This window comes from Mesorhizobium sp. B2-5-7 (assembly GCF_006440875.1).
Taxonomy (GTDB): domain Bacteria; phylum Pseudomonadota; class Alphaproteobacteria; order Rhizobiales; family Rhizobiaceae; genus Mesorhizobium; species Mesorhizobium australicum.
The window spans coordinates 859,138-872,084 of record NZ_VFUO01000001.1 but is presented as its reverse complement, the minus strand read 5'-3'; the positions used below and the strand labels follow the sequence as shown (position 1 = coordinate 872,084).

Sequence of the window (12,947 nt, the reverse complement as noted above, 5' to 3'; positions counted from 1 at the left end):
AAAGCGGGGCATGACCCCGCTTTTTTGACTCGCTATATTCCCGACGCCGGATCAGTTGGCGGTCTTCGCCTTGTCCTGCTCGTCCTTGAGCTTCTTGGCGAAATCCTGGTTGTTCTTGGCGACGAAGTCCTGAAGCTTCTTCTGCCGGTCCTCGATGTCCGACTGCTGCAGCGGCGGGCCGTCATAGGCGCCGCTGAAGCCCTGCAGCGCGATCTTGATCGGGTTGGCCTGGTTCTGGAAATTGATCGAGGTCAGCGTGATCCCCTGACCCTTCTTGAACGAAGCGACAAGCTGATCGGTCAGCGGCACTTCCGCCACGCAACGATCCGGGAAGCAGATGACATAGTCGAGCTTCTGCGCCTTGCCGGTGTCGATCTGCAGGCCGATGCCGGGAGGCACGAGGCGGCCGGTCGGGACCGTCACCTGGAACACTTTGCGGTTCACCTTGCCCTTGAGCTCGATCAGGCTGACGCCGGTGACGAGTTGGCCATTGCCAGCGGTGACGATGTTCTGGACATTGCAGATGTCGACGTCTTCCTGCTTGGTGCAGGCCTTGAACCAGCCCTGCGGAATCTGCGGCTGCTGCTGCGCGGAAGCAGAGGGAAGTCCTGCGCCGAGAAAGCCAACCACGCCTGCGGCCATGACCGACAGGCGGTACGCGTTGCTGTTCAGGCTCGTCATGTCGTGCACTTCCTCTCAATGATCCCGGGACCGGCTTCTTCGCGCCGTGTGGTCCAGCTACCTGTTGCCAAAATGAGGCAACAGAATGACTTCGGACGGCGTGTTACACTGCAAGCGGCGTCGAATCCAGCCCGCCGACCGGTAATTCTTGACGACGCCATTGGCCGCCACGCAGGTGCCCCATGCTAGGGTGCGGACCGAATCATCAAGCCGACCTGTTAAGGAGACGGTCATGGGCCGCGTTCTTGTTTGGCTGGTCACCGCATTATCGTTTTTCAGCCTGTCGTCGCCTCCGGCGCTGTCGGAGCCGAAACACGCGATTGCGATGCAGGGCGAACCGGCCCTGCCGCCGGACTACACCCATTTCAGCTACGTCAATCCCGACGCGCCGAAGGGTGGCAGCATTACCTATTGCGTCGTCGGCAGCTTCGACAATCTCAACCCTTTCATCCTGAAAAGCCTGCGCACGACCGCGCGCGGCATGATGGACACGATTTACGGCAATCTGGTCTTCGAGCCGCTGATGCAGCGCAGTGCCGACGAGGCCTTTACCCTTTATGGGCTTCTGGCCGACACCGCCGACATGGATCCCGAGCGCAAGACCATCGAATTCCATCTCAACCCGAATGCCAAATGGTCGGATGGTCAGCCAGTGACGCCGGAAGACGTGCTGTTCACCTACGATGCCTATACGCAGAAAGGCCGTCCGCCCTACAGCGACCGCATGGCCAGGATCGCCAAGCTCGAAAAGACGGGCGACCATAGCGTGCGCTTTACCTTCAATGACAAGGCCGATCGTGAGTTTCCGCTGATCATCGCGCTGACACCGATCATCCCCAAGCACGCTTTCGACATCGACACTTTCGACAGGACGACGCTGAAGCCGTTGATCGGCAGCGGTCCCTACAGGATCGCGCAGGTGACGCCCGGCCAGCGCATCGTCTTCAAGCGCAACCCCGACTATTGGGGCAAGAACGTTCCCGCCAAGCGCGGTTTCGACAATTACGACCAGATCACCATCGAGTATTTTCTCAACGCCAACGCCAAGCTCGAAGCTTTCAAGAAGGGTCTTTGCGCCATCGACGACGACAGCGATCCGGTGAAACGCGAGCGCGATCTCGACTTTCCGGCGTTTCATAGGGGAGACGTTGTCTCAGAAACCTTCGATACCGGCATTCCACCCGTCGTGACGGGTTTTCTGTTCAACACGAGGCTGCCGAAGTTTTCCAACCCCGTGGTTCGGCGCGCGCTCGGCATGCTTTATGATTTCGAATGGGCCAACAAGAACCTGTTCGGCGGCAAGTACACCCGCACGATGAGCTACTGGCAGAACTCGGAGCTTTCCGCGCTCGGCCATCCGGCTGATGACAGGGAAAAGGCGCTGCTGGCGCCCTATCCCGGCCGCGTGCCGGCCGACGTCATGGACGGCACCTGGAAACCGCCGGTGACGGACGGTTCGGGCCAGGACCGCAAGGTGCTGAAGACCGCTTTCGATCTTCTGAAAAGCATCGGCTACCATGTGCAGGACGGCACGATGATCGATCCCGACGGTAAACCTTTCGGCTTCGAGATTCTGACCGCCTCGCAGGATGAAGAACGTCTGGCCGGCATCTATCAGCGCACGCTTGAGAAGATCGGCATCAATGTCAGCATCCGCAGCCTGGACGGCGACCAGATCCAGTCGCGCAAGCAGCGTTTCGATTTCGAGGTCCTGATCGGCTCCAGCGGCTTCAACAATTCGTTGTCCCCTGGCATTGAGCAGATCGGGCGCTGGTCGTCCGCCGCGGCCAGGACCGAGGGATCGTTCAACCTCGCCGGCGTCGCCGATCCGGCGATCGATGCGGCCATCGACGCAATGCTGCGAGCCCGTTCGAAAGAGGATTACGTCGCGGCGGTTCGCGTTCTCGATCGGCTGCTGATCTCCGGCAATTACATGGTGCCGATGCAGTACAATACGCAGCAGTGGCTTGCTTACTGGAATTATCTGGAACATCCGCGCAAGACGCCCATATTCGGTTATCAGCTGCCAACATGGTGGCGCAAACCGAACTGAAGTCCGGAGATCGAGATGAGCGAAGCGAACGCCATAACCGTCGACGTGGTGTCGGACGTCGTCTGCCCGTGGTGCTTCATCGGTCAGAAGCGGCTGGACAAGGCGATCGCCGCGGCCGGCGATGTCGAAGTGCATATACGCTGGCGGCCGTTCCAACTCGATCCAACCATTCCGCCGCAAGGCAAGGACCGCCACGACTACATGCTGGCCAAGTTCGGCAGCGACGAGCGCATTCGCGAAATTCATGCTCGCATCGAACCGCTTGGCGAAGCTGAAGGCATTTCCTTTGCCTTCGACGCTATCAAGGTGGCGCCGAACACACTCGACGCGCATCGGCTGATCCGCTGGGCCGGTGCCGCCGGCGAGGACGTCCAGAACCGACTGGTGCGCCACCTATTCCAGCTGAATTTCGAGGAAGGCGCCAATATCGGCGACCACACCGTCTTGGTCGAAGCTGCCCGCGAGGCCGGCATGGACGCCGCTGTTGTCGAAACGCTCTTGCCGAGTGACGCTGATGTCGAGGCGGTTCGCACGGAAATCGCCACCGCGTCGCGCATGGGCATCACAGGCGTGCCGTGCTTCCTGCTCGAGGACAAATATGCCGTGATGGGTGCGCAGGATGCCGACACGTTGGCCGATGCGATCCGTCAGGTCGCGGCGGCCAAGGCGCGTGGCGAGTTGGAGAAAACCGGCTGAGGCCAGGGGACGCCACTTCTCCTCCATTTTGACGTAGCTGATGAAAGAGCCGCTTGCCATTGGGCCGGTGCGGATCCCCCATTTGGTTGACGAATGGGCAAGAGAACGATCCTGCACTCCCGCTGTTCCGATGCGATATTGGCGACTTCGCCGCGGCAAGGAAGCGGCGTCGACCCCGGCCCTCATGATTTTTTGAGTCACGAAACCGTGTACCAGGTTTCCCCAGGGGAAGATCGACAAAAGCCCCGTTCGCCGCGTCCAAGCTGCTGAAACCAATCAAAATTTCCTGATCGCTGCCCACCGTTTTGCTGGCGATTCGATCTTCAATCTGTTGCTTCAGTGCAACGGCCGCGAGAGCAATCCCACAGGCCTGGTTTAAAAATTAATGGAAAATGATCAATTGGTGTTACCATCCGTAACAAAACAAAAAAGGTTTGGGCGGGATCGTGATTCGGATCGGCAGGCGATCGCAAGAGTCAGTACCGGATGGACTACGCAGCGACGCCGCAGGGCGGTCGCATTTGACGCCGGTATCCTCGATGCGCAATTTCTGGGGGCTCGTGCGAGCCTACTGGATCTCGGACCGCTGGAAGGAAGCCTGGGCGCTGACGCTGGTGATAGCCCTGCTCACCGCGCTGTCCAGCAAGGCCAGCGTGTGGTTCGCCATGGCGTCGGGCGAATTGGTGAATTCGATCGCCTTCCTGCACGATGCCGCCAACACCAGGCCCTTGGAGACAATCCTGACCAACGCCGGCATACTGGTGCTGCTGGTCATGCTCAAGGATGTCGGCTTCACCGGCGTGCGCAATCTCGTCTCGGCAACCTTGCACCGCAAATGGCGCGGCTGGCTGAACGACCAATTCAACCAGGCCTTGCTCGACGGCAACCATACCCATTTTCACGCTCAACATGGTTCCGCGGACGGCGGCATCGTTGCGCCCGACAATGTCGACCAGCGCATCCAGGAATCGATCAAGGACATGACCGGCGGTGCGATCGGCCTCGCCATGGGCGTGCTGGGGCTGGCGACTTCGCTCTATTTCATAGGCCAGAACCTGTTGCAGTCGTCAGTGGAGGTCAAAGGCCTGGAGTTCCTTGGCAGCTATGGCAGCGCTGTTCTCGCCCTTCTCGCGGTTGCCACTTACGTCCCCCTCAATACCTGGATCGCCGTCAAGCTCGGCAGCCTGCTGGAACGTCTCAATATTCGCATGCAGAAGGCCGAGGGAAGTTATCGTAGCGAACTGACGACGTTCCTGCGCCGCAGCTTCCATGTCGCCGCCTCGCATGGCGAGGGCGTGCAGAAGAGGATGCACGACCGGCTCTATGTCGACATCGATCGCACCTGGGGGCGGCTGAATGTCGTCAACTCCAGCTATATGTCGTTCGAGCTGATCTACAACTTCGTCGGCGCCCGTATCGTCGCCTATGCTCCAGGCCTTGTGCCGTTCATCCACAGCCGCTTGGACTATAAAGGCTACATCACCGGCTCCGAAATGGTCGCCCAGCTCATCAGCCAGTGTTCCTGGTTCATTCATGTCATGCCCGCCATCGCGACGCTGCGCGCCAACAGCCAGCGCGTGACGGAGCTCGCCAACGCGATCGAGAAAGTCCAGCACCCGCAGGAATTCTACAGCCAGAGCGGCCGTTCCGACTTCCACTACGCCAGCCAGAATCCGGTCTTCGGTCTGACCATCCAGAAGCTGGAGCTGGCGCATCAGGGTGAGGATGCGACACCATTCCTCAGTTCCGCCAACCTGCGCTTCCGGCGCGGCGAATGGACCTTCCTGAAAGGCGAATCCGGGTGCGGCAAGACCTCGCTGATCAAGGCGATCAACGGCCTGTGGCCTTATGGCCGCGGCACCATCGTCTTCCCCGAGGGCGTCAAGAGCTTCTATGCCGCTCAGGAGGTCAAGCTGCCGCAGGTGTCGCTGAAACAGCTGGTCTGCCTACCAGGCTCCGAAGGCGACCACGGCGATACCCAGGTCGCGTCGGCACTGCACAAGGCTGGCCTTGGCGATTTCATCGAACACATGGCCAATGAAAGCCGCGAGGGCAAGAGCTGGGATCAGGTCCTGTCGGGCGGCCAGAAGCAGAAACTGGTGGTGGCTCGTATCATCCTGCAGCAACCGGGCCTGCTGTTCCTTGACGAGGCCACCGGGGCTCTCGACCCTGATGGCAAGATCGCCTTCCACCAGGCCATCAAGGACAACTGCCCTGATGTGACGGTGATCAGTGTCATGCACGAAGCCGTGGCACCGAGATCTGCCGCCGGGACCGAGTTCTACCACTCGATGGTCCTGATCGCCGATGGCGTCGCCACGAAGAAGCCGCTTGCCCCGAGCCTGCCGCTGGAACTCACCACGATCCTGGCCCAGCCAAGGCCGGTCGAGGACAAATGGACGCGTTTCTCGCGCCGGCTGAAGCAGAAATAACGCTGATGTCACCGTGGCTTGCAACGGTGACCGATCCACGGTGATCACAGTCTCGCGATCAGGGCCGTTCGACACTGTTTTCCTTCCTCACCGCGATTGACTCGGCAAGGCGCGCTCCTATGTTGCGCCGGCTTGCAGCAGTTAAAAGCGAACCCGCAAGCAGAAAGGTCACCGCGCCATGCCTGGCGACAGTCACAGTCGAACGCAACCGCCGTCCGCCTAGACGTGACCTGAATGGTTCATGTCCTGCCGGACGGCAAGGAGTGAGCCATGAACGATTTTTTTCCCGTAGCGGACGACGAGGCCGTCGCCATCGCCCGCATCCTTGCCAATGATCACGTCGCCGACCTTGTCGAGGCGCTCAACCATGAATCGCGCGAAACCGCGACGGAGCTGCTTTGCGCCGTACCCTTCGAACGGCTGGTCGAGATTTTCGACCAGCCTGAGCTCGAAGGCGCGCCCGAACTGGCGGAGGCCCTGCCTCGTCCCAAGGCGAGCAAGCTGCTCACCGCCATGTCCGTCGACCGCGCGGCCGACATCCTGCGCGAGCTCGACGAGCCGGCACGCTCCGAGCTGCTCGGTGCGCTGGCGCCGCCGCTGCGCGCCACCCTGCTTTCCATTCTGGGCTATCCCGAAGGCAGCGCCGCCTCGATCATGACGACGGAGTTCGTCAGCGTGCCCTCCGACTGGACCGTCGGACGCACGCTCGAATACATCCGCAAGGTCGAACGGACGCGCGAGACCGTCTATGCAATCTACATCGTCGATCCGCGGACAAATCTCCTGGTGCGGTCGACGGGCTTGCGTCGGCTCATCACCGGTGAACCTGACGACCCGATCCTGTCGGTAGCGCCGGACCGCGTGCCGGTGACGGTCACTCCGCTGACGGATCGTGAACACCTGGCGCAGACGATCTCCAAATACGATCTGCTCGCCGTCCCGGTCGTCGACAACGGCAAGATCCTCGGCATCGTCACCATCGACGACATCATCGACACGATGATTGAGGAGACGACCGAAGACGTGCATCGCTTTGGCGGCATGGAGGCTTTGGACGAGCCGTATATGAAGATGAGCTTTCTCGCCATGATCAAGAAGCGCGGTGGTTGGCTCTGTGCGCTGTTCATCAGCGAGATGCTGACGGCCAATGCCATGCAAAGCTATGAGGGCGAGCTGGAGAAGGCGATCGTGCTGACGCTGTTCATCCCGCTGATCATGAGCTCCGGCGGCAATTCCGGCTCGCAGGCGACCTCGCTGGTCATCCGCGCGCTGGCGCTGCGCGAAATCGGCCTTCGTGACTGGTGGCGGGTGGCGCTGCGCGAACTGCCTACCGGTCTCGTGCTCGGCGCCATGCTGGGCGTGGTCGGCGTCTGCCGCATCGCGCTATGGCAATATACGGGCTTCTATGACTATGGCCCGCACTGGCCGCTGATTGCCGCAACCGTTGGTGCCGCACTGGTCGGCATCGTCACCTTCGGTTCGCTGTCGGGGTCGATGCTGCCTTTCGCCCTGAAACGGATCGGTTTCGACCCCGCCAGTGCATCCGCACCGTTCGTCGCCACGCTGGTCGATGTCACCGGACTGGTGATCTATTTCTCGGTGGCGCTCGTCATCCTGCGCGGCACCTTGCTGTAGCGGTTCGACTGCCGCCGCCGGCCGTGGCTGGCGGCGGCAGCGCCGCGTCAGGCGACGTCAGACGCGCTCGCCGTCCTTCACTCGATAGGTCGGCTTGTACATGGTGACGAGCTCTTCGGAGGCGGTCGGGTGCACGGCCATTGTGCGGTCGAAGTCGTCCTTGGTCAGTCCGGCCTTCAGGGGGATGCCGAGCAGCTGTGCCATTTCGCCGGCATCCGGCCCCAATATGTGGGCGCCGAGAACCCTGCGCGAAGCGCCATCGACGACCAGCTTTATCAGCATCTTTTCGTCACGGCCCGACAGCGTGTGCCGCATCGGCCGGAAGCTGGCGCGGTAGATTTCGACATCGGCGAAGCGCTTTACGGCTTCGTCTTCCGACAGGCCGACCGTGCCGATTTCCGGTTGCGAGAAGACAGCCGTTGCGATCGTGTCGTGGTCGGGCGCCGTCGGATTGTCCTTGAAGGCCGTCTCGACGAAGCACATGGCTTCGTGAATCGCCACCGGGGTCAGCTGCACGCGGTTGGTGACATCGCCGATCGCCCAGATATTGTCGATGCTGGTGCAGGAATACGGGTCGACCTTGATCGCACCGGTCGCGGCGGTCATATCGAGGCCTATGCCTTCCAAGCCCATATTCTCGGTGTTGGGGATGCGGCCGATGGCCAGCATCACCTGATCGACCGTCAGCACCTGCCCCCCGATGAGCTGCGCGTCGAGCCGTCCGTCCGGCCGCTTGCTGACCGATTCGGAGACGGAATGGCAAAGGATCTTTATCCCCTTCTTCTCCATCGTCTCATGCAGCGTGCGCCGCAGGTCCATGTCGAAGCGGCCGAGGATTTCCTTGCCGCGATAGACCAGTGTGGTGTCTACGCCGAGGCCATGGAAGATGTTGGCGAACTCGACCGCGATATAGCCGCCGCCCTCGATCATGATCGCCTTTGGCAGTTCCTTGAGGTCGAAAGCCTCGTTGGAAAAGATGCAGTGTTCGTGGCCGGGCAGCGCCGGATGCGCTGCCGGACGGCCGCCGGTGGCGATCAGGATCTGATCGGCGGTGACGGTGCGGTCCTCGCTCAGGAGGTGGATCACGTGCGGGTCGACGATCATCGCCCGCGTGTGAAACGTCTCGCCACCCGAACCCTCGACATTCTTCTTGTAGATCGCTTCCAGCCGGCTGATCTCGCGGTCCTTGTTGGCGACCAGCGTCTGCCAGTCGAAACTGGCTTCCGGCACTGTCCAGCCATAGCCGGCGGCGTCGGCGAAATGCTCGGGAAATTGCGAGGCATAGACATAGAGCTTCTTCGGCACGCAGCCCCTGATGACGCAGGTGCCACCGAAACGGTATTCTTCGGCAATGCCAACGCGTTTGCCGAGCGCTGCCGCGACCCGCGCCGCCCTCACCCCTCCGGAGCCGCCGCCGATGACGAAGAGGTCGTAGTCATAACCGGCCATGAAGCGGCTCCTTGAACGCCAAAATGCGACTGACAGGTAGGCCGCAAACCGTCAAAAGAAAAGCCCGGACAAGCCGGGCTTCACAGATGGCCGCGAGGCCGTCGGAAAGATCACGATCAGTTCTGCGTGCCGTCCGACGGCGCAGAACCGTCGGCGGGGGCCGCGCCATCCGCAGGAGCAGCACCGTCCGCGGGCGCGGTTGCATCGGCGGGTGCGGCCGGCGCCTTGGCTTTTGCCGCCGCTGCCAGAGTCTCGCCGACTTGCTGGGCGAGATCGCGCGCGACGCCGTTCTGCCAGATGTCGGCGGCCTTGACGAGGTCACGCGTCACGGTCGGGCCGCTGTCGAGCAGCTTCTTGCCGGACTCGGAGCTGTAGAAAGCCGCGATGTCGGAGAGTTCCTTTTCGGAAAACACCTTCGCATAGGCAAGAGCCGCTTCCTTCTCGAGATCCGCACGGCGTGAGGCCATCGCCAGCGCCTTCTCGTTGATCGTCTTGCCGATCAGTTCCTGCATGTCCGGGTTCTTCTGGATAAGCTGCGATTCGAGCGCCGCGGCGGCCTGCGGCAGGATGTTGTCGAACGGGTCGGTCGCGTGGATCGCGGCGACCGCGGCGCGTGCGGCCTTCAGATGCGATTCCGTGACGTCCTGCGCGAAGACAGGCGAGGAGAACGCGAAGACGGCCGAAGCCGCCACAAGGACGGAAAGACGGCGAACCCGGTTATGCAACATCATGATCGGTAGAACTCCCTGGTTTTCGGGCGGCATGGACAGTTTGGATACCGTCGCCGCCGGCGATGATGGCCGCTGACGCCAGCCCGATGAAAAGACCATGCTCGACCACGCCAGGAATGGCGTGGAGAGCATTCGAAAGCGCTCTTGTATCCGGAATGCGGCCAAAAGATGCATCGAGGATAAAATGGCCGCCGTCTGTAACAAAAGGCTGGCGTCCCGTCATCCTCAATGTCACCGGACCCGAAAGGCCGAGATTTCCAGCCGCCATGACCACGGCGATCTCGGTCGCGCGCAGGCCGAACTGGTTGACTTCGATTGGAAGCGGAAACCGGCCGAGTGTCTCGACCATCTTCGATCGGTCTGCGATGACGATCATGCGCTGCGAGGCCGCGGCCACGATCTTCTCGCGCAGCAGCGCCCCGCCGCCGCCCTTGATCAATGTCAGCTCCGGGTCGACCTCGTCGGCACCGTCGACGGTGAGATCGAGCTCAGGCGTTTCCTCCAGCGTCGACAGCGGCACGCCGAGTTCGCGGCACAGCGCAGCAGTGCGTTCAGAGGTCGGCACGCCTGTTATGGTCATGCCGGTGGCGACCTTGTCGGCAAGCAGCCGCACGAACTCCTCGGCAGTGGTGCCGGTTCCGATGCCGAGCCGCATGCCGTCGCTGACATGGGCAAGGGCCGCCCGCGCGGCCTCGACCTTCAATTGCCTCGCATCCATGCTGCTTTGCTGCCCCGAAACCGAATGCATGTCGCCCAAAATGACCTCGGCTTTGGGAAAACGACATGCATGAAAGAAAGACCTGAAGCGCGCCGCATGAGTCTGTTTCGACGCGACGCGCTTTAGCGTTTTCGGCTCCTAGCATTTTTGCAGGCCGGGTCAAAGCCCTTGGCAGCCGCCCCGCCGGTCTGCTTGCCTTAACGCGTCGCAGCCGTTATCGCCTGCCATGCACAAACCTGCGCAGGATGGATCATGACTCGCCCGATCATCGTGTTCGACCTCGATGGAACGCTGATTGACACGGCGCCGGACCTGCTCGACAGCCTCAACCACAGCCTGGCGGCCAGCGAACTATCGGCCGTCGACGAAGCCGGCTTCAAACGCTTCGTCGGCCATGGCGGCCGGGTGATGATCGAACGGGCGCATGCCGCGCAGCAACGATCCCTCAAGGTCGAGGAGCACGACCGGCTGCTGAAACTGTTCCTCGATCACTACACCGACAACATTCCGGGCAAATCCCGCCCCTACCCCGGCGTGATCGAGGCGATTGCCCGCTTTGAGAAGGCCGGCTATCTGCTGGCCATCTGCACGAACAAATACCAGGCCAATTCGCTGGCGCTGATCGAAGCACTTGGCTTGACCAGGCATTTCGCGGCAATTGCCGGGCAGGACACGTTCGCGTTCCGCAAGCCCGATCCGCGCCACCTGATCGAGACCATCAAACTCGCCGGCGGTGATCCGCACCGCGCCTTGATGGTCGGCGATTCGCAAACCGATATCGACACCGCCAAGGCGGCCGGCATTCCTGTCGTCGCCGTTGATTTCGGCTACACCGACCGTCATGTGCGCGAGTTCGAGCCCTCGGCGGTGATCTCGCATTTCGATGCGTTGACGCTCGATCTGGCGCAAAGGTTGATCGGCGCCGCCGCACACTGAGCGCCACGATGAAAATCTCTGCGGAACGGGCCTTGGCGAGACCGCAAATCCGATCTGTGTGACAACACCAGACGCTGCCTTGACTTAATGGGTCGGCCTCCCTTATATCGCGGCTCGCTTGGCCTTCGGGCAACGAGCGGGCGATTAGCTCAGCGGGAGAGCACACCCTTCACACGGGTGGGGTCGCAGGTTCAATCCCTGCATCGCCCACCATCTGTTTGCTGAACATCACATCGGCAGCTACAGCCCGCCTTCCCCTTTGGCGCTCTGCCTTTCCGCACAGGCGCTGAACGCCGGAACACCCACATGCGGAACAAACCTGCATGACAGCGAGTTTCCTTGCGTCGAAACTTGAGGGAAAACCATGTCCAGATTTCTGCTTGCGGCCTCCGTCGTCGTTCTTTTCGCCGCCGGACCCGCCTTTGCCGCGGATGAAACTGCACTGCCGCCACCCAATGCCAAGAAGCTGTCGGAGATCATCGCCAAGGTCGAGCAGCGTGACGGGTTTCGCTACGTGAAGGAGGTCGACTGGGACAAGGACGGCTACACCGTCACCTACTATACCTCGGACAAGGCAAAGGTCGAAATCGTCTTCGATCCTGTGACGGCCGAACCAAAATAAGGTTCGCGGACATCACGTCGCGAATGCGCTGCGTCTGGGTGTTCTCAACGACAAAACGAGCGTCAAAATTGTCCATCCTGGCGTATGTTAGGCTGGGCGCGGGGCCGCGCCTTCGGCAATCCTGTTGGCTTGGGGGCCATCATGCGATGTTTCGTTAGACCCTATCTTCTGTCTGTATTCGCCATCGTCCCAGCCGGCGGCTTCCTTGCCGTTTCTCCGGCATTGGCGGACGGGTCGTCCTTCGACTGCGGCAAGGCAAACCTGCCGGCGGAAAAGGCGATCTGCGCCGACCCGCAGTTGTCGGCCATCGATCTGCTGGTTTCGAAGGCCTACAAGGAATTCGAGCCGGCGTTCGGCGGCGACAGGCGTAAGATTGCCCGCGGGCTGATCGCCGATCGCAATGCTTGCAAGAGCGATACCCCCTGTATCGCCAGCGCGCTCGACAAGGCCTTGCAGACCTATGGAAATGCGCCGTCCTGGGTGCAGGACTACACCATCGCGCTGATCGGCAAGAAGGCGCTGGACGCTGCTGCACGGAATCCCGGCAATAAGGACCAGCCCCTGCCCTCGGCGATCGGCCAATGCGCGTCGACGCATATCGAGACGCTGACCACGCGGCTTGGCGACGATCCGCTGGAAACGGCTACTCCCGAAGCGGGCAGCGCGGCCACATTCACCAATGGCGGCGGCGCCGTATCCTATGATCGCGAGGCTGGCCTTGCCGCCGCCAAGGTCGGCGAACCCGTCGTCATGTGCTTGATCTCCATTCCCAGGGACTGCCCCAAGGACGACGACCGTGGCCGGGTTTATTATTCCGTCGACCTCGTCGCGAAAGGCTCCTGGGCTCTCCCGGATTCGCAGCATATGTGCGGCGGCGCCTGAGCTGCGGGATTTTCACCAGCGAGCCCAGGAGTGCTCCGTCTCCCCTTGCGTCAATTCGCCATTGATGGCTGATTGTGGAGGGACCGCGCTTCAGGGGGTGGGTATGTCGGCT

At 61.6% G+C, this 12,947-nt stretch carries 11 protein-coding genes and 1 tRNA gene; 8 read left to right on the top strand and 4 right to left on the bottom strand.

Annotation, left to right across the window (positions count from 1 at the left end; all coding sequences use genetic code 11):
- Positions 1–51: 51 nt before the first annotated feature.
- The gene (locus tag FJ543_RS04225; RefSeq protein WP_015317881.1) at positions 52–681 is read right to left on the bottom strand and encodes an invasion associated locus B family protein; all 630 of its coding nucleotides are present in this window, start codon (positions 679–681) and stop codon (positions 52–54) included.
- A 232-nt stretch (positions 682–913) separates the two neighbouring features.
- On the opposite strand from FJ543_RS04225, the gene FJ543_RS04220 reads away from it, so the two are divergent.
- The 4 genes from FJ543_RS04220 to mgtE all read left to right on the top strand — a co-directional run bounded on the left by FJ543_RS04220 (position 914) and on the right by mgtE (position 7,497).
- Entirely contained in the window at positions 914–2,734 is a 1,821-nt protein-coding gene (locus FJ543_RS04220; RefSeq protein WP_140619652.1) for an extracellular solute-binding protein, read from the top strand.
- Positions 2,735–2,749: 15 nt separating this feature from the next.
- Positions 2,750–3,430 carry a DsbA family protein gene (locus FJ543_RS04215; RefSeq protein WP_015317879.1) on the top strand — a complete coding sequence of 227 codons (681 nt, stop codon included), beginning with the start codon at positions 2,750–2,752 and terminating at the stop codon, positions 3,428–3,430.
- Positions 3,431–3,969: 539 nt separating this feature from the next.
- Entirely contained in the window at positions 3,970–5,862 is a 1,893-nt protein-coding gene (locus FJ543_RS04210; protein WP_181173931.1) for an ABC transporter ATP-binding protein/permease, read from the top strand.
- A gap of 270 nt (positions 5,863–6,132) precedes the next feature.
- On the top strand, positions 6,133–7,497 hold the full coding sequence (gene mgtE / locus FJ543_RS04205; protein ID WP_140873901.1) for a magnesium transporter: 1,365 nt from the start codon (positions 6,133–6,135) through the stop codon (positions 7,495–7,497).
- Between the two features lie 57 nt (positions 7,498–7,554).
- Here mgtE and gor read toward each other — a convergent pair whose 3' ends face one another.
- The 3 genes from gor to rpiA form a co-directional block, all read right to left on the bottom strand.
- A complete protein-coding gene (gene gor, locus FJ543_RS04200) occupies positions 7,555–8,946 on the bottom strand; it encodes a glutathione-disulfide reductase (RefSeq protein WP_015317876.1) in 1,392 nt (463 codons plus the stop codon).
- Positions 8,947–9,062: 116 nt separating this feature from the next.
- On the bottom strand, positions 9,063–9,677 hold the full coding sequence (locus tag FJ543_RS04195; RefSeq protein WP_015317875.1) for a DUF2059 domain-containing protein: 615 nt from the start codon (positions 9,675–9,677) through the stop codon (positions 9,063–9,065).
- Complete coding sequence (gene rpiA / locus FJ543_RS04190; RefSeq protein ID WP_015317874.1) at positions 9,664–10,395, bottom strand: ribose-5-phosphate isomerase RpiA; 732 nt, start codon at positions 10,393–10,395, stop codon at positions 9,664–9,666. Before rpiA ends, FJ543_RS04195 begins: the two co-directional genes overlap by 14 nt.
- Before the next feature lie 252 nt (positions 10,396–10,647).
- Here rpiA and FJ543_RS04185 point away from each other — a divergent pair, with 252 nt between their 5' ends.
- The 4 genes from FJ543_RS04185 (at position 10,648) to FJ543_RS04170 (ending at position 12,835) form a co-directional block, all read left to right on the top strand.
- A complete protein-coding gene (locus tag FJ543_RS04185; protein WP_023773727.1) occupies positions 10,648–11,331 on the top strand; it encodes a phosphoglycolate phosphatase in 684 nt (227 codons plus the stop codon).
- Positions 11,332–11,469: 138 nt separating this feature from the next.
- A tRNA-Val gene (locus FJ543_RS04180) sits at positions 11,470–11,544 on the top strand.
- Between the two features lie 151 nt (positions 11,545–11,695).
- Positions 11,696–11,953, top strand: coding sequence for a PepSY domain-containing protein (locus tag FJ543_RS04175; protein WP_015317872.1), 258 nt, complete (start codon positions 11,696–11,698; stop codon positions 11,951–11,953).
- Positions 11,954–12,094: 141 nt separating this feature from the next.
- Complete coding sequence (locus FJ543_RS04170) at positions 12,095–12,835, top strand: lysozyme inhibitor LprI family protein (protein ID WP_224622003.1); 741 nt, start codon at positions 12,095–12,097, stop codon at positions 12,833–12,835.
- The last annotated feature ends 112 nt before the right edge of the window (positions 12,836–12,947 follow it).

What these genes read in the sequence shown, in the direction of transcription:
- FJ543_RS04225 (WP_015317881.1), bottom strand. Translation starts at nt 681, where the DNA reads ATGACGAGCCTGAACAGCAACGCGTACCGCCTGTCGGTCATGGCCGCA.
- FJ543_RS04220 (WP_140619652.1), top strand. Translation starts at nt 914, where the DNA reads ATGGGCCGCGTTCTTGTTTGGCTGGTCACCGCATTATCGTTTTTCAGC.
- FJ543_RS04215 (WP_015317879.1), top strand. Translation starts at nt 2,750, where the DNA reads ATGAGCGAAGCGAACGCCATAACCGTCGACGTGGTGTCGGACGTCGTC.
- FJ543_RS04210 (WP_181173931.1), top strand. Translation starts at nt 3,970, where the DNA reads ATGCGCAATTTCTGGGGGCTCGTGCGAGCCTACTGGATCTCGGACCGC.
- mgtE (WP_140873901.1), top strand. Translation starts at nt 6,133, where the DNA reads ATGAACGATTTTTTTCCCGTAGCGGACGACGAGGCCGTCGCCATCGCC.
- gor (WP_015317876.1), bottom strand. Translation starts at nt 8,946, where the DNA reads ATGGCCGGTTATGACTACGACCTCTTCGTCATCGGCGGCGGCTCCGGA.
- FJ543_RS04195 (WP_015317875.1), bottom strand. Translation starts at nt 9,677, where the DNA reads ATGATGTTGCATAACCGGGTTCGCCGTCTTTCCGTCCTTGTGGCGGCT.
- rpiA (WP_015317874.1), bottom strand. Translation starts at nt 10,395, where the DNA reads ATGGATGCGAGGCAATTGAAGGTCGAGGCCGCGCGGGCGGCCCTTGCC.
- FJ543_RS04185 (WP_023773727.1), top strand. Translation starts at nt 10,648, where the DNA reads ATGACTCGCCCGATCATCGTGTTCGACCTCGATGGAACGCTGATTGAC.
- FJ543_RS04175 (WP_015317872.1), top strand. Translation starts at nt 11,696, where the DNA reads ATGTCCAGATTTCTGCTTGCGGCCTCCGTCGTCGTTCTTTTCGCCGCC.
- FJ543_RS04170 (WP_224622003.1), top strand. Translation starts at nt 12,095, where the DNA reads ATGCGATGTTTCGTTAGACCCTATCTTCTGTCTGTATTCGCCATCGTC.